The organism is Streptomyces sp. NPDC006208 (assembly GCF_040613775.1).
Taxonomy (GTDB): Bacteria; Actinomycetota; Actinomycetes; order Streptomycetales; family Streptomycetaceae; genus Streptomyces.
Map to the genome: position 1 here is coordinate 1 of NZ_JBEXSW010000081.1, position 19,334 is coordinate 19,334.

Below are 19,334 nucleotides of genomic sequence, written 5' to 3' on the forward strand. Positions count from 1 at the left end.
GGGGTGTATGGTGGAGGCCACCCCCAACCTCGCTCCGCTCGGTTGTGTGTAGCCACCACCAAATTCCCCGGACTTGGCCGTGAACACGACAAAGCCCGCTGCCTTCGAGAGACAGCGGGCAATATGCCGGCGCATTGATCAACCGTACCTGTTGATCAAGTAGATGTCGAATCCAGTGAGAGGTGCGATCAGCGGGGGACCGCACGGCTCTTCCCCTTCTGAATGCACACACTCCGGAGTGCAGTAGTCGGCCAACTCGACCGCTGCCATAATTGCGAATGGATCTTGACTGGTCATGACTCTCCCCGGTCGTACTTTCGTCGCCCCAACTCGCCACGCACTCGACTCAGGAGGCGCGATTGAATTTGTCTGGCTCGCTCGACGGTGACTCCCCACTCTTTAGCCATGGTCGTGGTTGACTCTCGGGTCCCGTAACTGCGCTCAAGTGCGTACTCGATTGCGCGGAGTTCGCGGTTGTAGAGGTCGAAGGGTTTGCGTGGTTCTGACATGCCGGCATCCTTTCGAAATGGATCAGGGCCCGTCACCTCGTGGGGGAGGAAGTGACGGGCCCTGAGTGGCAGCCTACGTGGAGTTAGGCTGCGGTCTGCTGGCGACGCCGGCCGCCGCTGGTGAGGTAGTACGTCTTCGCGGTCTTCGCCTTACCGCGGAGGTCGGTTACCTCATAGGTGCTGACGCGGAGTCCGTTGGGGATGAGGAGATTGACGTCGTGAACCACGTCGGGGTTCTCGTAGTCGACTTCGGTGCCCTTGCGCTCCAGGTAGGTGATGATCTGTGCCCTGACGCCGCTGCTGGATGAGTCGTTGAAGTCGAACTCTTCGCCTTCGCGGGTCTCGGCCTCGACGTACACGTACTCGACGCCGCGGGCGCTCTTCTCGAAGCGGACGCCGGTGATCTTGAACTCGATGCCGATGAGTTCTGCCTTGTCGCGGAGGTCGGCGCCGCCGACGAACTCGACATCTGCATCCCATGCGCCGGCGGTGGTGTTGACGGACATGATGGCCTCCAACTGTGATCGGGTGGGAACTTCCGACCCGATGACATTTAATTTACATTACGGATTGAGGGTCTGTCAAGTGACGTGGCCTCAATCTCCCTTGAGAACCTGCATCATGGCGACGAACGGATCGCCATCAGGTGAAGCGGCTGCTTCCATCACCTGATCCACATGCAAGTCATGCCCGAAGCCCCTGGAGTACGGCGTGGTGTCCACCCACTTCTCTCCGTCGAGCATCACCGCTGCGTACGGCCAACTCCGCCACAGATCCCCGTCACGCTCCAACTGTGCACACTGGAAAAGCGGTTGGAACTCGCCCCGTGCCCGCTTGGACTTCGCGTCGGCAGTGATGACTCGACGGACGCCGGTCACGGTCTCGCCCTCATCGTTCTGATAGGTCATGAGAGTGCCGGCGAGTCCCCACTTGTCCCGCTCCAGTGCCTGAGGGAGACTCACCAACCCGAACTCGGAGTACAGCGTGAGGGTCGGCCATTCGCTCATGAACGTTCCGTCGTCAGCGATCCGGTACGTCGTGCCGTCCCACTCGCTGAACTGTCGATCGATCTCTCCGATGTACTTGGACAGTTCCTTGGCGGAGATGCCGCGGGACTTGAGTGAGAGCTTTCCTCCACTCGCGATGGCTTCGCGCGCCTTGTCGTCCCAGTACACACCCGGCATGAAGAGCGTGAGATTCCTCTTGATCTCGCCCTCCCACGCCCCCAAAGTGTTGGGTCGCATGTCGAGCTTTGGATGCTCCTTCGCTGCCATCGCTTCGATCACTTCTCCGTACACCTGAAGAGTGATCTTGCCTTTCTCCAACTGTCGGTCCGCGCGAGCGAGTCGTCTCGTGGCGCCGCGGACATGCGAGCGGAAGAAGACTGCGTCTGTCGCGACCATCACCAGCGCTTTTGCCCCCTTGGGGTGTGCCGCGATGGCGTTAAGGATCTTTGTACGGCATCCGGAGGTGATGAGTGACGCGTACACCGGAGATGCGAACTTCGGCATACCGACCGACTGCGCGGTCTTGCCGTACGCAGAGTTGTATACCAACTTGAGCGCCTTACCTGCCGGTGACTTCTTCCCCACCTTGATCCGGTCGAGGAAGAGTGTCTCGATCTCCTTGAAGGGGTATGCCGACTTGTGCCGACACGGGGTCCGATGGAACGACCACCGGTCCTCAACGGAGATGTATTCCTCGACCAGACCGGCGCGCTCTGCGGCTTCGACCTCATCGCGCCAGTGGTATCCGCGGGTCTCCAGCGGGCGCAGGATCGTACCGTCGCGCCGGCGGTGGGGGAGTGGTCCGGTCACTGCGCCGGCTGGCGCCCGTACGTGATACTTCGCGATCCGGAGAATTCCGTCGTGGTCGGGGCGCCACTCGCCACACAGGAGACAGGGGAGTCGGCGGATGACGTCGGGGTACGCGGACGTGATGTCGAATTCCCACGTGATGCCGGGAACGTGTCCGTGGGCGAAGATCTCGAACCAGCCGCCGTAGTACGAACCCTGTGTGATTTTGAACATGTGAGTCGGTAGCGCTTCTGCCAATTCTTCCGACGTCGGCGCCTCGATGTTCGACATCCATGTCTGTGCAGCCTGTCCAGGGCCATAGAACTGATCCGCCCGGAGGTGGATCGCGTTGTGGCGGAAGCCCTCGTCGAGTCGCGTCATGAGTCGCGCCAGCACGATGTTTTCCGTGATGTTGTACTGGATCGTTTCAGGTTGTTCCGCCAACAGAGCCTCGACGGTCATCGTCCCGCCGCGGGCTTCCTTACCGCGCTTGATGATCTCGAACTCTTCGGGAGTGCAAATCGGGTCCAACCAGTCCTTCGGGTTGATCGCGTTGAGGAATGAGGTTTGGAAGAATGCGCCGACGTCGCACACGGTGACCGTGACTCCAGGATGGTCGATGTGGCAGATGGTCAGACGCTTGCCGGCCATCATGTCGAGGCGCCATGGTCCGACCCTGACTTTGGGGATTCTCTTCCATCCGTTCTTGGCCTGGAGTGCTCGACGCATCTCCTGCCCTGCCTTGGAGAAGAGTTTCCATGCGACGTCTTCGGGGAGGGTCCGGAAAATCTGGATGAAGTCGTACCCAAGGAAGAAACCGACAAGGCAGATCCGCTCTCCACTGCGCCGGTACTCTTCGGCGCTGTCCCAGATGTGTTGTAGTGCCTCGTTGTACGACATCTGTTCGCCGCGGGGAGTGCAGAAGGTGTGGTCACCGACACTCAGCATGTTGTACCGATGCTCGGTCACCTCGACGGGGACCTCGACCAACTCCCCCTCGATCTCTTCCCATTCGTAACCGGTGACCTTGGTGTTGTATCCCTCACCGTCGATACCGACGAACGTTACGCCGCTTTCCGCGCGACGTTTGTTCCGCGCTGCGTTCTTGCTCTCGCGTGGACCACGACGGGTGTCCTTGCGTCCGCACCCTTTCTTGCAGCGGGTGGCACGTCGCGTCAGTGGCATGAACTCGACGCCGCACCCCTCGCAGAGTTTCACGAGGGGGAACGGGTCTGGCTTGGGAGTCGTCATCCGACCATCGTCTCCCCACCGTGGTACCAAAGGATGTTGGAGTTCGGGTCGTCTGGTGCAGCCCACCGTGTCGATACGGACGGGTCGGCGCGGGTCGCGCTCTCGATCTCGTTCTCCGACATGTCGAGGGCTGCGTATACCTGAGTGTCGGTCATCTTGCTGATCCGCTTGGACATGGCCGCGGAGTCCCACTTCTTTGCCAGCCAGTGCATGTCCGAGAGCTTTTGGTGCAGTTGCTCGCGTGCTACGGCAGGTGTGGGGCGGGGCTTCGGTGAGACCTTCTTCGCCGGCTTCTTCGCCGGCTTGAGCTTCCTCGTGAACGGACGGGCGACGGTCTTCTTCACCGCGGTGCCGGCGTCCTTAACGGAGTCGACGACTGCGGTGGTGACCTTCTTCACCGGTGTGGTGATGGTCTCCGTGAATCTACGGAAAATACCCTTTTTCGCCATGAGGCAGGTAGTCCCCTACTCCAGGTACCGTGGTACTCTGGATTGCGATTTGAGTGATGCGGTGGTCGGAGCTGTCGGGCTCCGGCCACCTTTTTTATTTCGCGCCATTTACGCGTGACCTGCCTTGGCGGCGTCAACCAGGTATTGCTACCCTAAGACTTGACGCCGGCCGGTTGATAAATTATCGCGGGTCGGCGATCGTGCGTCGGAGAGGCAGACCGCGAGCGGACTGCCCTTCCGATTGCGCGAAACAGTGTGCAGCTTCCCCGTAGAGCATGTGACGTGTTTGGGGAGGTGCGAGCGAGTGATGTGATGGTTGCGTCAACAACCACTCATCAGAATACCTGATGGCGACGGACCGGTTACAGGTTCGTCGCCATCGGTATTTGTGCAGATCACGATCAACTCCGGCGACTTGTGAGCAAGTTGCAACGACCGTTTTGTGGTGGTGTGTCATCCCGCCCTCCCTCACCGACTCTTGATCTTTCGTCATGCGGCGTACTCTGTAGCGCACTTGACTTACCACATGCTACCATCTAACTTGTAGACGTAGCAAGCCACCGTGAGAGAAGAGACCCCCACATGCCAGTCCCCGGATACGTCGGTATGAGCGTCACTCCCGAGGCACGCACCGCCTTCCGTGCGGCTCTCGCGGTGACCAGCGGCGCCGCTCGCCGGCAGATGGCCGTTTCCGAGTTCATGATCGCCGTCTCGATTCTCGCCGAGCGACACACCAGCGAGCTCATCGAGATCATCGACCAAGGAGCAAGCGAATGAGACTGCTGGATCTCTTCACTGGAGTCGGAGGTGCGCGCAAGGGGTACGAGCGTGCCGGCTTCACCGTCGATGGCGTCGACAAGAATCCGCAGCCCGACAACGCATATCGCACGATCGTGAGCGACGTGTTCGAGTACGCCTATCCCCGGCTCGACTACATCCGCGCGACGTACACCATGATCCACGCATCGTCCCCCTGCCAGCACGATGCAGCCATCACGCTAGGTACGAACAAGAGGTTGCGCCACACGTACCCCGATCTGTACGCACCCACCAAGGAACTCTTGGAAGAGATCGGACTCCCGTACGTGATCGAGACTCCAAAAGCCCGTCCCGATCTCGTGCTCTGTGGCGAAATGTTCGGACTGCGCGTGACACGTCACCGCAACTTCGAGTTGGGCGGATGGTCCACCGCGAAGCCGACGCATCCCCCGCACCGTGGACTCACACTCGGGATGCGTCACGGCAAGCTGATCACCGAAGCGAACGGCGGTTACTACTACGCCGTATACGGCAACGGTGGATACAAGGGCACGGTAGATCAGTGGCGCGACGCCATGGGGATCCACTGGACGCGCAACCGTAAGAGCATCGCAGAAGCCATCCCACCGGCCTATACGCAGTACATCGGAGCGCAGTTCACCGCTCAAATCGCCAACGGAGGTATCGCAGCATGAAGTTCAAGACCAAGATCCAGAAGGTGTCGAGTCCCGACACCCGCGACGGACGAACCATCACCGTCACGCGCGACGTCCCCGTCCGCATGCCGGCACTCCCCCGCGACTGGAACGCCGTAGCACTCCGCGTCGCCATCGGCGTATCACTTGCACTCACCGTCGCAGTCATCGTCTGGTCAACCGTCAAAATCGGCGGACTTCTGCACGGCGGAGTTGGGTACGTTGCCGCGGGCATCTTTGACATCGGATGGCTCATGGCGCTTTTGCTGGCATACCTCGGCAGGTACAACGAGGCGAAGCGCCAGTTTGCCGACCGACTCGGATGGTGCATGCTCGCGGCCACTATGGGCGCGCTCTTCTGGGCAGGCTTGGAAGAAGGGAGCGTCGCAATGGGAGTCGTTGGCGCGGCAGTCTCTCTTTTCGCCAAGACGATCTGGATTGGGGTAATGAAGCACGTCAACGCCGAGCTCTCCCCCGAAGACCGGGCCTGGATCGCAATCGAGACCTCGGAAGCCCAGTCCAAGGCCGCAATCGCTCAGGTACGCCGGCAGACTCAGCGGATCGAACAGTCCGCGGTGCTGCACATGCTCGCCATGGAAAAGGAGCAAGCAGACGTACGAGAAGCCTTCGGGCTCCCCACAACTGCAAGCGGGGTCGAGGCAGTTGAGCCGGAGCCGGTGGCACTTGCCATCGAGCCGCCCACGCTTGCGATGCTCACCAAGTCGGACGCGATCCGCTACGTCAAGGCACAACTGCCGGAGCTCGAGCCGACCGCCATCGCTGACTTCCTCATCGGTGAGGGTGTCGACGTCAAGCCGGAGTACGTCGCTCAGATCCTCAACAAGAGGACAGAGCTGGAGCCTGAGGCTCAGGTCATCGAACTGCGGAAGTAACTGGAAAGCCCGCCCCCAAGCGAAGTGGGGGCGGGCTTCCCTTCATCCCAGATTGGAGCTGGAGATGAGTAACACCATGATGTCACACCCGTGGACCAAGGCGTCACTGTGGATCGGCGGAGTCGGTGCGACACTGACCGGGCTGGCCTACCCTGAGCAAACTGCAACCGCCATGACGGGGCTGGCAGCGGCCAGTGTCGTTTGGTCGGGATACCAGATCACAGACTGGCTGGTCGAGTTCCCGCACCGCTGGCACTGGGTTACTCCACTTCACCGGACGCTGGCAGGGCCCTTGGGCATCGATCCCGATGCCCGTCCGCGGTCATACATCAAGATCGCGCGCGGGTATCAGAACCGCGAGGAAGTGGGAAAGATCTTCCTGCCCGTCACGTTCACCGGCACCGACTTGCAGACGACGACCACAATCGTCCGGCACAAGCTGGGGCTCACGGATGTGACCATGACGTACCAACTCGCCGGCCGGCGTCCGCACATCGTCCTCAAGCAGACACCCAGGCCACCCAGCGAAGTCATGTTCGTCGATCATCAACTGCAAGTCGAGTCCGCGCGTGAGCCCGCACCCTTGATCGGCATCGGACCCAAGGGCAGGCAAGTGTCGGTGGACCTCGATGCAGAGTCGCCGCACATCCTGGTATCTGCCAGTACGGGCGGTGGCAAATCAGTGATCACTCGAACCATGGCCGCTCAGGTTCTCCACAACGGCGGGCAGATGGTGGTGTGCGACTTCAAGCGCCACTCACAGCGGTGGGCAAACCGACTCCCACAAGTGAACTACTGCAAGGAGATCGGGGAAATCCATGATGCTCTCGTCTCTCTCGGTCAGACCGGCCATCAGCGCAATCGAATCGTGGACGAGTGGGAAGACTCTGGAGAGCCGGACGTAGGCCCCCGTCTCGTGGTCCTACTGGAAGAAGCGAATGCGACCATTGCAAAGTTGAAGCGGTACTGGACTGCGATCCGTAAGACCAAGGCGGATGAGGACGGCCCTGCGGACCCGAAAGAGTCGCCGGCGATCGACGCACTCCGCGAAATTCTGTTCATGGGACGTGCAGTGAAGATGCATGTTCTTCTCGTGGCGCAGTCGGCCACTGCAACGGCTCTGGGTGGTCCGGAAGTTCGCGAGTGCTTCGCGACTCGTATTCTGTCTCGCTACACCCAGAACGCGTGGAAAATGCTTGTCCCCGAGGTGTCCCCGATCCCCCGCTCTACGCGCCACATCGGGCGCGCTCAGGTTGTCCTAGGTGGTGTCGCGACAGAGACCCAAGTCCTTCTGATGACCAACGAGGAAGCCGAAACGTGGGCTATGTCCGGGGTCGTCGCGCCAGCTCCCAGCGTGTCACGTCACGCACCTCCGAAGGCGCATAACCACGCTCTGACCAGCAACGATTTGTGTGACGTGACATCCGGCGTGACACTCTCTCTGGTCGAGCCGCCGCGGTACCACCTCGCTGCCGCAGCCCGTGAGGAAATCGTGCCTCTATCGGCCGACGCACTGCGACAGGCCAAGCGTCGCGACCCGAACTTCCCGAAGGGACAAGAGGGACGGTGGACAGCAGTAGAACTGCGAGAGTGGTACGAATCCCGTAGCGCGTAGAGGCAACAGAAAGGGGCGGACCTACAACGGTCCGCCCCTTTGTCATGGGCTAGGTGCTCATCTCGCGCTCGTTCCACTTCGGGTCGGGACTCACAGCCTTTCCCTTGTAGTACGGGATTCCGTAGCCGTACACGTAGTCGTCTCGACGCACGCGCTTCTTCTCGTGCACTCCGTCACCTTCGGCAGAGCCGGAGGAATTTGTATTTCCTTCGACCGTATAAACGTACGTGTCGTCGAAGCGCACGACAATTCCGGTGTGGTTGGAGCCGTTGGCGCCGTAGAAAACCTGAGCACCGACCACCGGATAGGCAGTGAAGCGACCGGCTTTCTTGTAGGCGGCGCACGAAACGCCGCATGACGCCGATCGAGCGCCTACCGGCACCGTCACACCCGTTTGCCAGAACACCCACTGTACGAACGTCGCGCACCAGGGCTGCCAGTTGGACCATGAGAAGTCTGGCAGTTGCACGGAGTACTTCTGGTTGTTGTTCCATCTGCCATTGGCACTCCGGCCCTCTCGGTAGCCGGTCTGTGAACGTGCCAGGCGTATGGATGAGGTGGTGTCGTACATGCCAGTCTCCTAGTCCTCGAACGCTCGGTCGCCGAACCAGCGCTTGGAGCCGAAACGGTGTACGCGCTCCTTGGGCTTGGTCGGCTCCGACTCGCTCTTCTCGACCGACTCTTCTGCCTTGACCACAGGCTGAGGCGCCGGTGCGAACGGTCGTTCGACCAACTTGGTGAGTGCGGACTTGATCTCGCTGAGATCAGTGGCCAGGCTGTCGACGCGGGCCTCAAGTGCAGTTGCACGGGCAGTGTCACCGGCTTGCCGGGCTTCTCTGGCATCTGCCTTGACGTCGCTGAGCTCTGCCTGAGTCTCCTCGGCTTGCTCTTGCAGCTCTTCCTTGACGTCGGTCGGGGTACTCATGATCATGCCTCCCTGTACCAGCCCGTGACGGTGATGTCGGCGCCGGCAGCCAGTGCAGCTCCGGTGATGTTCGTCCCCGCGGAGTTGCGGAGACGATCAAAGGTTGCTCCGGCGCCGCCGGTGAACGCAGTCAGAGCGAGACTGCCTGAGTTGCCGGCAGTCAGTCCCTCACCGGAGACGAACACGGTCTGACGTATCGTCCTGTCGATGTTCGTCGGTGCGGTGATCGCCACGTTGAGAGCGCCGGAGCCTGCGACATTGACGACCAGATACGCGTTGAAGAAGATCATCTTGCCGACGCGCTGCCACCATCCGGTGCGGGTGGTCCACGTGACTGCACCACCCCCGGTGACGGTCGGAGTGTAGGTGGTGAACGCGTTACCGGCGTACGTGGCTATCGCAGCGACGTTTCCGTGAAACTCGATCAGGCTTGCAAGGAGGTTGATCTCGCTGTCACCGGCGCCGACGCCAGTCTCCGAATACAGGTTGATCTCTGAGCTGCCGGTGCCCGCATCACCACCGGACTCGATCTCCAGCGCGTACTGACCTCCACCGAGACTGGTGTACCCGATGAGCCCCGGATTGGCCTGCCCGACCTCACCGATCTCATACAGAGACTCCGTCATCCGATTGACGTAGTCGATGCCACCACGGTTGCCATAGGTGGTGACACCTGTGGCGTTGATCTCGATCTCCAGGTTGTTGGAGCCGTCACGGATCTCGATCTCACCGTTAGCGATGATCACCGTAGAATTGGATCCGTCACTGGAGCGGATCGTCAGATCGGCAAATTCCGCGGTCCCATCCTGGTTGATCGTCCACCCGGTACTCCCCGTCATGTAGTTGGGGGAGCGGAGGGCAGGGCGGATCAGGATGATTCCTCCAGCGAGTTCATCCAGAAACTGCATGCGATCACCTCATCGTCATGGTGCCGTAGAGGGATGCGGTCGCGGTTGTCCCCGCAACGCCGTTCTCCCATACGAAAATCAGGGGTTGCGATGGCTGGACAAGGACCGGGGTTCCACTGGCAGTTGCCCGGTTGCCCATCCATGTCTGGCAGATGATGTTTCCGTCTCCCACGGAGCCGAGGTACACCGTGCACTGCGGGACCGGCGTCTGTGTCGGAGTCTGTGTGGTGCGCACATTCATTGAGGTGATGGTCCAGGTGCGGAATGCCTCGGGGGCGAGTGAAAGCGTTCCGGCACCGGATCCGTTCAGGGTGACGTTGCCGAAGGTGTCGAGGGTTTGCGTTGTCATGATCAGCCGCCAATCACAGTGGAGCCGGCCGCGACGGTGGTGATTGCAGTCATGATCGCGTTAGCCAGCACGACAGCCCAGTGCGTACCCTTGCCGACTCCTGGTGTGCGGTCCTCAAGCCGGCGGATCCGAGCCTCATGGTCGCCGGACGCGTCGATCAATTGATCCAACTTCACTTCAAGTCGTGCGAACAGAATCGCAAGATCGCCGGGAGCGGTAGTCATCAGGCAGCCTCCAAACCGGCAAACAACGTCAAACTGTTCGTGGTGGTCAATGCGGCCGGCGAGAATGAAGCGGGCAGGGCAGTGGCACCGGACGCCACCGCCACCGCAGACCGTAGAGTCGACGCGGTGAGATTAAGGTTGGGAAAACTTTCAAAGGACGCGCCACGCACCAGGGTCGGAGCCGTAGTGGCGTTGAATACGAAACCGATCCACACGAAATCGCCGGCCGTCAGCGACTGAGGCGTAATCGTCGTGGCCTTCGGCGCGGCCGACGAGATGACAGCATCCACGTTCGTCGCAGCCAGCAGGACACCCGCGGAGGAGTACATTCCAACCTCGTTCTGACCTGCCACCGGGGACGCGCCCGCTGTACCGACGCCCCACCAGATGGTGTCCACCGTGACGGCTCTACGGATCGGCAGTTTCGCAAGGTAGACCCGTCCGTTGGACAGGAGAGCCGAAGACACAGACCCGTAGGGCTGGAACGTCCAACACTCCAACCCGTGATCCTGGGGAACCGCGTCGCCGGCCGGATACCGGAGCCCGGCAACCTCTATCGGCAGCTCGAAGTCCACGGATCGCCCGGTGGGAATGACCGGCACATAAGAAGGGCTCGGCATCACTCACTCCACAGGGTGGTCATCACGGAGATGTCCGTCGTGCCACTGACAGCACATGCCCAGACCTCATCCATGTGGTCGATCGTGAAAGGGACCACCGCCGACACCCTGAATGCTCCCGACGCACCTGCCTGAGCGCCTGCCTGGGAGCCGGAGATCCAAATGTCCTGATCATTGGCCATGAGTACCGCGGACTTTCGTCGCGGCTCCAGCGGCAAAAGCTTGACACCCAGCGTCGAGCTGACGCCTGACTCCGTTTTGTATCCGGCTCGGATACCGGGCAGTTCGCGCGTCCCGACCGGTCCGCACACCGTGGTGGGGATCGGGGTGAGGTTGTAATCGTCATCTTCGCTCTGAACGATCTCTTCAGGCTCGGGTGTCAGATCAATCACGACGATGCTCCAGTCTTGGTCACGCCTTTGATCACTTTGCCCACCGCGCCCGACGCTTGATTCACCGCGGTGGTCTTGACCAGAAGGAAGAGCCCTCCGGCGATAAGGACTACTCCGATCGCCCCGTATGCAATGCGAAGCCACGTCTGCGGATTGACTAGCACGTCAGCGGTCTTGGCGATTGCGTCGGCGATACCCTCCACAGTGTCGACACCGGGGAGATCCGGCATGCCATCGGTACTTCCATCGGGCAGGATGTCCAGCGGATCCCAGAAGTCAAAGTCCACTGGCTGCGCTCCTGCTGACGACCCCTTCTTGTAGTACTGACGCCAGGGTCCATCCGACCCGGTGCCGTCCGGCCCGGTGTACGCCTCCCAAGCGTTCCAACCTTGGGATTTATGGATCTTCTTCGCCGCTATGGCGTTGTTCATCGGGTTTTGGAGCCACTTCACCGTCCACGTCGGGTTGCTCTTGACGTGTACGGGCTGGTTGATCTGCCAGATGCCGACGCACCCGATGCCGTTGACGACGTTGGTGTCCCCGCTCGACTCGGCCATGCCGACAGCCGCCCATACGTCCGGATCTCCGGGGAGACCGGCAGCACGAGCAAGCATCGACATCTGACCGAGAGTGAGGATCATGTCAGACCGCCACGCCATAGATCGGAGTCACGCTGGCGCTCTGAGACGTCACAACCTCATCACCGGCCACACCCTCCGGGCCCATGGCAGGCGCGGGGACAAAACTCGCCGCTCGCTTGGAGACTGTGTCCACCTGATCCGCATGACGCGTCATCCAGGATGCGGCAATGACCACCGCACCGCCCACGACGAAAACGGACGGGCTCTTGGTGATCAGCGCGATACCCGACACGAGGGTTGCGGACACCCACGCCGCGACCCGTTCGGCTCCCTGGATGTCGGAGTTGTTCTTCTCGACCGAACGGATATCGGCCACGGTGGGAAGCGCCATCTGGTATGAGCCGTACGCGAGCACGCCGGTGGCGAGCGCGATACTGACCTCACTGTCTGCCTTCAGAGCCATCACGCTCTCCTATCGCTTGGTCTTGACGGTCAATGCTGCTGAGACCGGACCGGGGGATTGGTTCCCGGTGTCCGCAGCAACGGTGATCTTGTAAGTGGTGTTGGGCTTGAGACTGGTGAAATCTCGTGTCGGTCCGTCCGAAGCCCCGTAGGGGCGTCCGTTCAGATACCAGCGGTAGTAGGTAGCGCTTGTGACCTTGGAGCATGTGACGCGGAACGAGGACCGGGTGTGATTGGTCGCTCGTAGTCCAGTGGGCTTGGTCAGGGTCGCGGCAACAGTTCGGAGTGTGATCCGGTTGGACGCGCCACCGATCTTGCTCGTGGATCCGACCGCCCGGACAAAGAACGTGTAGGAGCGGTTCGCAGCGAGCCCGTTGGCGCGGAACTTGGTGTCAAAGCTGTCGCCGATCGGCTCATCTCCCAGATCAGAGCGATAGATCCGGTAGTGACTGGCACCGGTCACCGCATCCCACTGGATGGCGATCGACGTCGGAGTCGGCTTCTCCCACTGACGGACATTGGTAGGCGCCGGCAGAGTACCGGTGTTCGTACCCGCTTCCTCGATCACGGAAAACGGCCCGTTCACCGGGGGTTGACCGGCCGCTGCCAGTGCTGCACGGGCAATCGTCGCCTCGGTCTTGTCCAGGGCACGTCGAGCCAGAAAATCGCCCAAAGCCGCGTAAACCGCCGCGGAGTCGTAACCGGCGTTGCCGAGAAGTGCGGCAGCTTCATTGGTCCACTCACTGTTGGTGTCGATGGATCCCGGTGTGGTCCCGTCAGTGGACGTGTTGCCACTGTTGCCACCGACGTTGGTCGGACCGCCCGTGGTGGACAGACCTAGCTCCGACTGGTCGGTCGAGGAATAGAAGCCATCCGCGCCGGGCTCCGGCTCTTCATCACGTGACGCCTGGTACCAACGCCATGCGACGTACGTACCAGCAACTCCGAGACCACCATAGATCCAGACCTTTTTCGTCTTGCCCAGACCGGGGACGTCGGCAGTGCCTTGGAGGAATTCGGTCATCACATCACCCCGTCGACTGCAACGCCGTACCCAGTAGGGGTCGGCGATTCGCCGAGTTCGGAGAGCCAAGGGTTGGCAGCAAGCTGCCCCATTGCAGGCGTCCGGTCGTACCGACCTCCGACAAGAGGATCGGTGGAGGTGATGGGAGGCGTCCGACGCTCGTACGTCTGAGCAGGCTTGTCCTGGAACATGGGGGTATGAACGAACCAATTGCCCTCAAACCCGTAGTGGACACGGGCGTCACCACGGTGGAGGTAGTTGTCACCCTCCGGGTTCGAACTCCGGTAACTGTTCGTGCCTGCAACAAACTTGTCGGCGCCACCACCGGTAGGCTCTGCCCAGATTTCCTCCGGGAACCCGATCCGACGCTCCAGGAACGACGTCCCCTCCACACCGACCATCGGGTTGGTGTACGTGTACGGACCGGAGTCGTTACCGTCATGATTCGGGGGAAGGGGCGTCGCACCGCGGTTGCGCGCGTGCGACGTGTCCACCGATGCGTTATGAGGATCACCGCGCGTCCACGCGGGAACGTTACGTGCCGGCGTACCACCTGATCCGGGCGGGACCATGGCACTGTCCGGCGCATTCCACCCGACGCCCGGTTGACCTGCCACGATCGCCTCGGGAATACCGTCGCTGAGTCGCAGCCCGGCGTAATCGATACCGGTCTCCGGCGAGACGGTGATTTCCTCCGCCCGGTATTCAGGTACCTCGGTGGGACCGGACGGCTGACTGTGCGACGGATCGGGACCGCCCGGAGCGATCGTGGGCTCCGCAGGGGCTTGCATGCGGAGCAGATTTCCCGAGTAGCGAGCCATCGGCCGCCCTCCCTCCTTGATAGTCGTTACGACAGAGTGCGACGTGTCCAGCCCAGAGCTGCGTTGCCGATCGCGAGACCGATCGCAAGACCGGCCCCGAAGATCACTGCTTGCTGGAGAGACTTGGACATGGTTACCGCCTCGGGACGTTCATCGCGGTGGCAAGCGATCCTGAGAAGAGCTTGCGTACTGCGTCGATCACCGGGACGGTCTGACGTCCCGGCAGCAGCAGTGTGGTCGCCATGCCGATTCCGATGATGCCCATGGAGATCTTTTCGACTGTGGTCACGGTCTTACCTCTTTTCGAACCAACTCAGCGCGGACTCTGCCGGCGACGGGACTTTAGGATCTACACGTGCAAACACGATGGTGATGAGCGCCAGATACGCGAGCCGGACCATGGTCTGGCCAACTGCCCGCTCTGCACCGGCGAACAGAAGTGCTGCCATGGCAGTTCCGACCGGAACTTTCCAATCAACCGGCTCATCGTTGAAGACAGACCTGTTGGCCATGGTGATAGCACCGATTGCGATGATGGGACCGGTGGACGCGGCCATCAGGTCATCACCTGCCCGTCGCTGCTGGGTGGAACGACCGTGATCGGTTCAGCGTTCTTGTAGCGCTGGTATGAGGAGATGCGGACTCCGCGCGGTCCCGCATCGTCCAGTGGCGCGTACGACACCGATCGTCCAGGTCGGGGTGAGTGGATCACTTTTCCGCTTCCAACGTAGATCGCCACGTGACCGGGCCAGAACACCAGATCTCCGGGGGAGAGGTCTCCTCGACCGACCTTCTTCAACTGCCCCCACACCTCTTGGAGATAGGTGGTGCGGGGAGGGGTGACGCCGTAGGCATCGCGGAAAGCGACGACGATGAGGCCGGAGCAGTCGAGGCCGCTGGACGTAGTACCCGCCCACACGTAGGGGACTCCGAGGTATTTCTGTGCAGCGGAAACTAGCGATCCGCCTCCACCACTCAGACCCGCTTGGACCACACCTCCACCGACTCCGGCAGAAGATGACTGTGTGAGGGACGATGACTTAGCCTCGACTGCGCGCGGCGTCTTACCCGACGTGACTTCCTTCAGGGCTTCGAGTGGACTGATTCCCTGAAGCGCGGCGTACAGAAGCACCCCTCCACTCGCCGCGATGGCGAGATGGAGAGCCGATATCTGCATGCCGCTGGTGGCCACTAGCGCTTGACCATCTTCAAGATCTTGGGGAGCAGAAGAAGTCCCAGACCCGCGTAGATAAGCTTGCCGAGATCCGGCTTGAGAATGTCCATGGGTTACCGCCCTCCGGTGAGCTGCCTGGGGTCGTCGTTGACCGGCGACAGATAGTTCTTCATGGCAGTCAGGGTGTGTGCGCCCGATCCGCCGATGGTGCCGATGAGCTGGATGGCCGTGCTCGGCGTCACTGGCTGGTAGCGGAAACTGTTCTCGGCGCCTGGCTGGAGTCCGAAGTCATCGAGCCAGTGGAAAACCTTGACTCCGTTGATCTTGGTGTTCACCGCGGTGGCAGACTCTGCGGTGGCAGTCAGCCCGTAGTCTTCGGACATGAGGTGGTCCCACGTCACGACCGAGCGTGAGTAGAGCTTGACCTTGTCGATCTCGACCTCGAAGAGCGACGGCCAGTCGGACTCGCCCTGAGCGCGAGAGCCAGTGGAGTCGCGGAGCTCGAACACCAGCAGTCGGAGCAGACCGCCGAAGGTGCCCATTCTCTGATTGAAGGCGCCGGCGGAGAGCTGGATCGTCTCGACGTCGGTGTACATCAGCGAGCCGACGCCGTTGGGGGCCGGTGCCACCGCACTGCCCTTGTAGTCGCGATTGTCGGACGTTGCCCAACCGTGCTGCTCTACCTGCACGTTGATCGACGCCGCGGCGGTCGGGGCGGTGGAGTACACCGTGGCCGACGTATTGACGGTGAGCTTGAGCTTGAACGTCGCGCTGGCGTTGCGGTTGGGCAAACTGCCCATTCCGTCGCGCCGGCGCACCTGCACGGGCAGGCGTAGTACAAACCGGTACGATCCGCCCGTTGCGCCAGAGCCCGTTGTCACGGAGTAGACCGCATTCGCCTTTGCGTCCGGCGAGTACACGAAACCGCCGAAGCGATTGAGAACGTAGAGCTGCCATCCGGTGATGGGGCCCATGACCTGTTTGCCGGAGATGTCCTCGAAAGCGATGCTCTGGAGAACGGAGAACGGACCGTCAGCCTGGAATGCAGTCGCCGCGGAGTTGCCGGCGGTTGTGGCAGTGACTCGGATGAGTGCGCCACTCAGGTATCCGTCGACCTGGAACTCATACGGGGTGAGGGTCTGAGTCGATGTCGTCTGAGTGACGGTCTGTGAGTAGACCTCGGATTCCAGAGTTCGCGTGCCGGTGACGAAAGGTCGGGCTGCGACAACCGCAGCCTTACCACCCTTACCCTTGGCCGGCGCCTCGGTCGGAGTGCTCATGAATTCCTCCTTGTGCCCGGCGCTTTGGCAGGGCGGTATCAGAACAATTGTAGAGACCACAAGTAGCCTGAGGCAACCATTTGGCTAAGGACCAACCACAGCCATTACGCGGTCCGACCGCCTGATGTAAAGCCAGTGGTACCGCGGCAACTTGGAGACCACTTGCACGATCAACTCAGGATCGACACCGCCGATCTCCGAAAACCGATCCTGGTCACGACGGTCCGGAGTGAACGCGAGAAAGAGATGCTCTGCCTGTGAGTACATGTGCTGCGGAGCCATGTACGGACGCTGAGTCGCAGCCCACAGACCACACCCCTCCGACCGACCACGAGACCAGATCCGGATCAAGTCCCGCTTAAGGTTCATCTCCTCGACCAGTCCCTGCACTTCATCCGCAAAGACGATCGAATCGCCCTTCACATAACGGTCCCGCAAGAGCTCATGAAAGATCTTCGCGTGCCGCACGTCGTCAGCATCGGGATCAGTGGTGTGATACGGCCAGACCGCCCATCCCGGAGGTTTCTTCTTCACGGAAGGTGGGATCGGATACGACACCGACCGTCGCCAGTGATACCGCTCCAGGAACTCCGTCACCGTCTCATCCCGACGTTTCATCACCATGATGAAGCCAGGCAGATCCTTACCGACCGACCGTGCCAGAAGGGGGTTGGCGAGAAAGGTTTTCCCGGAGCCGGTCGGACCGATAAACGAGGTGTGATCGCCGGCGTTGTAGTCCCAGATCTCAGTCAGAAAAGTCCTGCGGGGCATCACCTGCACGGCCATCCCCGGAACTGCCGTCACTCTTCTGACCATCACTCACCTCCCTTTGCTTCTTCAGTGAAGCGATAAGCGCTCGACCCATGATGAGTCGTTCTTGGAGACGGAAGATCTCTTGCAGCGCTTCGGCGTATGCGACTTCTGCTGACACTTGATCAGGCTGCGACATCGTGCAGTTCCTCGCTCATCTCCGGAATGTCGTCGTACTGCGGTGTCGTTTCCGTCTGCGGTACCAACTTGAGGTGACGCTCAATGTCCTTCTTCGGCGTAGCACCCATAGCCTTGGCCATCGACTCAGGAACCATCCCGTGGTTGTGCATGAGCTGGATGACGAGAGGAAGCGTCGCGCCGAGAAGTGCACCGTAGGGACCGACCGAGAGAACCTTGTCGAGAGCAGCAGCGACTTCGGGACGCTCAATCGCAAGATCTGCCACCGCCTTTGAGATCGGTGGAGTATGGTGCGCGACGCAGAAACCGTCGACCGGGTTCACGAACGAGAGCGCCATGGCAGGGATTTGGAGAAGCCCCTGGACACCTTCTTCATACCGACGATGCTGGGAAGTGCCGGCAGTTTTCGTGGTCCGGGAGGACGTACCTCGCCCGGCTCCTGCGTCGCGCCGCTTCTTACGGAAAGTGCCGTTCTTGTTGAGCGACGGGTTACCGTCCTTGTCCGCGGCATGGATCTCAGGATCGAAGATTTCGTCACTCATAGAAGTGCCTCCGGATTGAGGTATGTTGCGGGATCCGACAGGGAGAAGCCCGCGTCATACAGGGTTTCGTTAGCGTCGAGGAAGTACTGAATTTCCTTCAGTAGTGGCACGCCTGCGAAGCAGAAGTAGGCGCACTGCGTTTCGTGTAGCTGGAATCGGATTGCTTCGGCCTTCGAGTCGTACAGCCGGTTGTCACATCTGCCATCAGCAAGGGATATGGCGATCCACCTGCCGGCGCAGCCGTCTCCGTGAATCGAGTGCAGGAGCCTCAGATGGTCGTAGGCTCGCTTAGCACGCTCCGCGGGTGTCGTCATGATGTTCTCCTCGCGACTATCACAGCGACCATGAGCGCAGTCACAGCTACTACGGTGAGCGCCACCATGAGCGCGGTTTGCGCTTGTGCGGCGTTGCCAATCTGTCGAGACGCCAACTGCACATCGGCCGCCGCACGTTGTACAGGGCCGTAGACTTTATCGTTGAGCGTCTGCCTCATGCAGCTATTTTACTTGCAGTCATGGACATTTAGCTAGGGGTATGGTCGCTCAAGGCAACTAAATTTGACGGGTTGCGATCTAGTACGGTAATGGATATACTACAACCACAGATCGCAACGGAGGTACGCATGTTGAAGCGCATCACCACCCGAGCCGAACTCACCACGCTCGCCCACGAACTCGGTGTCCGCCCCGACTGGCATGAGCCGGACGAACAAGATGTCACCGTCAAGGTCGCCGGCAAGCAATTCGACAACGCCGGCTTCTGGCCGCGCGACGGAGTTACCGGGATGGCGCACTACGACGAGATCGAAGAACTTCACGTGACGCTGTACCAGAACGGCCAGCCCGTCGCCGCGGTGAACCTCGCTACACTGTTTGCATGGGCCGCTGGCCTTGAAAAGCCGACGTGGTCTGAACTCACCGCAGAGTACGAGCGACTCACACGATCATCAACCTACGGTAGGAACGCGTCGAGCTGATCCACGTCGCGCGCGGCCATGCCCGTTGTCTCGTCGAGACAACGGGCTTTGTCGTGTCCACGGTCAAGACGAGGGAATTTGGTGGTGGCTACACACAACCGAGCGGAGCGAGGTTGGGGGTGGCCTCCACCATACACCCCC

General features: G+C 61.0%; 26 protein-coding genes. 5 read left to right on the top strand and 21 right to left on the bottom strand.

Translation table 11 applies throughout. From position 1 onward, the window contains the following. Positions 1-592: 592 nt before the first annotated feature. The 3 genes from ABZ208_RS37460 to ABZ208_RS37470 all read right to left on the bottom strand — a co-directional run bounded on the left by ABZ208_RS37460 (position 593) and on the right by ABZ208_RS37470 (position 4,005). Positions 593-1,015, bottom strand: a complete 423-nt coding sequence (locus ABZ208_RS37460; RefSeq protein ID WP_356913926.1) for a hypothetical protein — start codon at positions 1,013-1,015, stop codon at positions 593-595. A gap of 90 nt (positions 1,016-1,105) precedes the next feature. Further along, complete coding sequence (locus ABZ208_RS37465; RefSeq protein ID WP_356913927.1) at positions 1,106-3,556, bottom strand: hypothetical protein; 2,451 nt, start codon at positions 3,554-3,556, stop codon at positions 1,106-1,108. After that, positions 3,553-4,005 (bottom strand): hypothetical protein, encoded by a 453-nt coding sequence (locus ABZ208_RS37470; RefSeq protein WP_356913928.1) that lies wholly within the window; start codon positions 4,003-4,005, stop codon positions 3,553-3,555. The genes ABZ208_RS37465 and ABZ208_RS37470 overlap by 4 nt, the downstream gene beginning before the upstream one ends. 582 nt (positions 4,006-4,587) lie before the next feature. Between ABZ208_RS37470 and ABZ208_RS37475 the strand changes: the two genes are divergently transcribed. The 4 genes from ABZ208_RS37475 to ABZ208_RS37490 all read left to right on the top strand — a co-directional run bounded on the left by ABZ208_RS37475 (position 4,588) and on the right by ABZ208_RS37490 (position 7,967). Next, positions 4,588-4,782 (top strand): hypothetical protein, encoded by a 195-nt coding sequence (locus ABZ208_RS37475; RefSeq protein ID WP_356913929.1) that lies wholly within the window; start codon positions 4,588-4,590, stop codon positions 4,780-4,782. Continuing rightward, the gene (locus ABZ208_RS37480) at positions 4,779-5,459 is read left to right on the top strand and encodes a DNA methylase (RefSeq protein WP_356913930.1); all 681 of its coding nucleotides are present in this window, start codon (positions 4,779-4,781) and stop codon (positions 5,457-5,459) included. Before ABZ208_RS37475 ends, ABZ208_RS37480 begins: the two co-directional genes overlap by 4 nt. Continuing rightward, positions 5,456-6,352 carry a hypothetical protein gene (locus tag ABZ208_RS37485; protein ID WP_356913931.1) on the top strand — a complete coding sequence of 299 codons (897 nt, stop codon included), beginning with the start codon at positions 5,456-5,458 and terminating at the stop codon, positions 6,350-6,352. Before ABZ208_RS37480 ends, ABZ208_RS37485 begins: the two co-directional genes overlap by 4 nt. Positions 6,353-6,416: 64 nt before the next feature. Beyond that, a complete protein-coding gene (locus ABZ208_RS37490) occupies positions 6,417-7,967 on the top strand; it encodes a pRL2-11 (RefSeq protein WP_356913932.1) in 1,551 nt (516 codons plus the stop codon). Positions 7,968-8,016: 49 nt separating this feature from the next. On the opposite strand, the gene ABZ208_RS37495 is transcribed toward ABZ208_RS37490, so the two are convergent. The 18 genes from ABZ208_RS37495 to ABZ208_RS37580 all read right to left on the bottom strand — a co-directional run bounded on the left by ABZ208_RS37495 (position 8,017) and on the right by ABZ208_RS37580 (position 18,710). Next, positions 8,017-8,538: a CHAP domain-containing protein gene (locus ABZ208_RS37495; RefSeq protein ID WP_356913933.1), complete on the bottom strand. Its 522-nt coding sequence runs from the start codon at positions 8,536-8,538 to the stop codon at positions 8,017-8,019. 9 nt (positions 8,539-8,547) lie between these two features. Next, positions 8,548-8,892 carry a hypothetical protein gene (locus ABZ208_RS37500; protein ID WP_356913934.1) on the bottom strand — a complete coding sequence of 115 codons (345 nt, stop codon included), beginning with the start codon at positions 8,890-8,892 and terminating at the stop codon, positions 8,548-8,550. Positions 8,893-8,894: 2 nt separating this feature from the next. Continuing rightward, complete coding sequence (locus ABZ208_RS37505) at positions 8,895-9,800, bottom strand: hypothetical protein (RefSeq protein ID WP_356913935.1); 906 nt, start codon at positions 9,798-9,800, stop codon at positions 8,895-8,897. A 351-nt stretch (positions 9,801-10,151) separates the two neighbouring features. Then, entirely contained in the window at positions 10,152-10,373 is a 222-nt protein-coding gene (locus ABZ208_RS37510; RefSeq protein ID WP_356913936.1) for a hypothetical protein, read from the bottom strand. Continuing rightward, entirely contained in the window at positions 10,373-10,948 is a 576-nt protein-coding gene (locus ABZ208_RS37515) for a hypothetical protein (protein ID WP_356913937.1), read from the bottom strand. Before ABZ208_RS37515 ends, ABZ208_RS37510 begins: the two co-directional genes overlap by 1 nt. A gap of 44 nt (positions 10,949-10,992) precedes the next feature. Further along, entirely contained in the window at positions 10,993-11,385 is a 393-nt protein-coding gene (locus tag ABZ208_RS37520) for a hypothetical protein (protein WP_356913938.1), read from the bottom strand. Next, positions 11,382-12,026, bottom strand: coding sequence for a transglycosylase SLT domain-containing protein (locus tag ABZ208_RS37525; RefSeq protein WP_356913939.1), 645 nt, complete (start codon positions 12,024-12,026; stop codon positions 11,382-11,384). Before ABZ208_RS37525 ends, ABZ208_RS37520 begins: the two co-directional genes overlap by 4 nt. A gap of 1 nt (position 12,027) precedes the next feature. Further along, entirely contained in the window at positions 12,028-12,429 is a 402-nt protein-coding gene (locus ABZ208_RS37530; protein ID WP_356913940.1) for a hypothetical protein, read from the bottom strand. A gap of 9 nt (positions 12,430-12,438) precedes the next feature. Further along, entirely contained in the window at positions 12,439-13,452 is a 1,014-nt protein-coding gene (locus ABZ208_RS37535) for a hypothetical protein (RefSeq protein WP_356913941.1), read from the bottom strand. Then, positions 13,452-14,273, bottom strand: coding sequence for a hypothetical protein (locus ABZ208_RS37540; RefSeq protein ID WP_356913942.1), 822 nt, complete (start codon positions 14,271-14,273; stop codon positions 13,452-13,454). The genes ABZ208_RS37535 and ABZ208_RS37540 overlap by 1 nt, the downstream gene beginning before the upstream one ends. A gap of 133 nt (positions 14,274-14,406) precedes the next feature. Then, positions 14,407-14,562 carry a hypothetical protein gene (locus ABZ208_RS37545; protein ID WP_356913943.1) on the bottom strand — a complete coding sequence of 52 codons (156 nt, stop codon included), beginning with the start codon at positions 14,560-14,562 and terminating at the stop codon, positions 14,407-14,409. Between the two features lie 4 nt (positions 14,563-14,566). After that, positions 14,567-14,830, bottom strand: coding sequence for a hypothetical protein (locus tag ABZ208_RS37550; RefSeq protein ID WP_356913944.1), 264 nt, complete (start codon positions 14,828-14,830; stop codon positions 14,567-14,569). Continuing rightward, positions 14,830-15,465: a C40 family peptidase gene (locus tag ABZ208_RS37555; RefSeq protein WP_356913945.1), complete on the bottom strand. Its 636-nt coding sequence runs from the start codon at positions 15,463-15,465 to the stop codon at positions 14,830-14,832. The genes ABZ208_RS37550 and ABZ208_RS37555 overlap by 1 nt, the downstream gene beginning before the upstream one ends. Before the next feature lie 95 nt (positions 15,466-15,560). Then, positions 15,561-16,727 carry a hypothetical protein gene (locus tag ABZ208_RS37560; protein ID WP_356913946.1) on the bottom strand — a complete coding sequence of 389 codons (1,167 nt, stop codon included), beginning with the start codon at positions 16,725-16,727 and terminating at the stop codon, positions 15,561-15,563. A gap of 84 nt (positions 16,728-16,811) precedes the next feature. Further along, the gene (locus tag ABZ208_RS37565) at positions 16,812-17,543 is read right to left on the bottom strand and encodes an ATP-binding protein (protein ID WP_356913947.1); all 732 of its coding nucleotides are present in this window, start codon (positions 17,541-17,543) and stop codon (positions 16,812-16,814) included. A gap of 119 nt (positions 17,544-17,662) precedes the next feature. Further along, entirely contained in the window at positions 17,663-18,217 is a 555-nt protein-coding gene (locus ABZ208_RS37570; RefSeq protein ID WP_356913948.1) for a hypothetical protein, read from the bottom strand. Then, the gene (locus ABZ208_RS37575) at positions 18,214-18,531 is read right to left on the bottom strand and encodes a hypothetical protein (protein ID WP_356913949.1); all 318 of its coding nucleotides are present in this window, start codon (positions 18,529-18,531) and stop codon (positions 18,214-18,216) included. The genes ABZ208_RS37570 and ABZ208_RS37575 overlap by 4 nt, the downstream gene beginning before the upstream one ends. Next, complete coding sequence (locus ABZ208_RS37580) at positions 18,528-18,710, bottom strand: hypothetical protein (protein WP_356913950.1); 183 nt, start codon at positions 18,708-18,710, stop codon at positions 18,528-18,530. The genes ABZ208_RS37575 and ABZ208_RS37580 overlap by 4 nt, the downstream gene beginning before the upstream one ends. Before the next feature lie 129 nt (positions 18,711-18,839). Here ABZ208_RS37580 and ABZ208_RS37585 point away from each other — a divergent pair, with 129 nt between their 5' ends. Continuing rightward, positions 18,840-19,193 carry a hypothetical protein gene (locus ABZ208_RS37585; protein ID WP_356913951.1) on the top strand — a complete coding sequence of 118 codons (354 nt, stop codon included), beginning with the start codon at positions 18,840-18,842 and terminating at the stop codon, positions 19,191-19,193. The last annotated feature ends 141 nt before the right edge of the window (positions 19,194-19,334 follow it).

Coding starts and splice junctions, on each gene's coding strand:
- ABZ208_RS37460 (WP_356913926.1), bottom strand. CDS start 1,015: ATGTCCGTCAACACCACCGCCGGCGCATGGGATGCAGATGTCGAGTTC.
- ABZ208_RS37465 (WP_356913927.1), bottom strand. CDS start 3,556: ATGACGACTCCCAAGCCAGACCCGTTCCCCCTCGTGAAACTCTGCGAG.
- ABZ208_RS37470 (WP_356913928.1), bottom strand. CDS start 4,005: ATGGCGAAAAAGGGTATTTTCCGTAGATTCACGGAGACCATCACCACA.
- ABZ208_RS37475 (WP_356913929.1), top strand. CDS start 4,588: ATGCCAGTCCCCGGATACGTCGGTATGAGCGTCACTCCCGAGGCACGC.
- ABZ208_RS37480 (WP_356913930.1), top strand. CDS start 4,779: ATGAGACTGCTGGATCTCTTCACTGGAGTCGGAGGTGCGCGCAAGGGG.
- ABZ208_RS37485 (WP_356913931.1), top strand. CDS start 5,456: ATGAAGTTCAAGACCAAGATCCAGAAGGTGTCGAGTCCCGACACCCGC.
- ABZ208_RS37490 (WP_356913932.1), top strand. CDS start 6,417: ATGAGTAACACCATGATGTCACACCCGTGGACCAAGGCGTCACTGTGG.
- ABZ208_RS37495 (WP_356913933.1), bottom strand. CDS start 8,538: ATGTACGACACCACCTCATCCATACGCCTGGCACGTTCACAGACCGGC.
- ABZ208_RS37500 (WP_356913934.1), bottom strand. CDS start 8,892: ATGAGTACCCCGACCGACGTCAAGGAAGAGCTGCAAGAGCAAGCCGAG.
- ABZ208_RS37505 (WP_356913935.1), bottom strand. CDS start 9,800: ATGCAGTTTCTGGATGAACTCGCTGGAGGAATCATCCTGATCCGCCCT.
- ABZ208_RS37510 (WP_356913936.1), bottom strand. CDS start 10,373: ATGACTACCGCTCCCGGCGATCTTGCGATTCTGTTCGCACGACTTGAA.
- ABZ208_RS37525 (WP_356913939.1), bottom strand. CDS start 12,026: ATGATCCTCACTCTCGGTCAGATGTCGATGCTTGCTCGTGCTGCCGGT.
- ABZ208_RS37530 (WP_356913940.1), bottom strand. CDS start 12,429: ATGGCTCTGAAGGCAGACAGTGAGGTCAGTATCGCGCTCGCCACCGGC.
- ABZ208_RS37535 (WP_356913941.1), bottom strand. CDS start 13,452: ATGACCGAATTCCTCCAAGGCACTGCCGACGTCCCCGGTCTGGGCAAG.
- ABZ208_RS37540 (WP_356913942.1), bottom strand. CDS start 14,273: ATGGCTCGCTACTCGGGAAATCTGCTCCGCATGCAAGCCCCTGCGGAG.
- ABZ208_RS37550 (WP_356913944.1), bottom strand. CDS start 14,830: ATGGCCGCGTCCACCGGTCCCATCATCGCAATCGGTGCTATCACCATG.
- ABZ208_RS37560 (WP_356913946.1), bottom strand. CDS start 16,727: ATGAGCACTCCGACCGAGGCGCCGGCCAAGGGTAAGGGTGGTAAGGCT.
- ABZ208_RS37565 (WP_356913947.1), bottom strand. CDS start 17,543: ATGGTCAGAAGAGTGACGGCAGTTCCGGGGATGGCCGTGCAGGTGATG.
- ABZ208_RS37570 (WP_356913948.1), bottom strand. CDS start 18,217: ATGAGTGACGAAATCTTCGATCCTGAGATCCATGCCGCGGACAAGGAC.
- ABZ208_RS37575 (WP_356913949.1), bottom strand. CDS start 18,531: ATGACGACACCCGCGGAGCGTGCTAAGCGAGCCTACGACCATCTGAGG.
- ABZ208_RS37580 (WP_356913950.1), bottom strand. CDS start 18,710: ATGAGGCAGACGCTCAACGATAAAGTCTACGGCCCTGTACAACGTGCG.
- ABZ208_RS37585 (WP_356913951.1), top strand. CDS start 18,840: ATGTTGAAGCGCATCACCACCCGAGCCGAACTCACCACGCTCGCCCAC.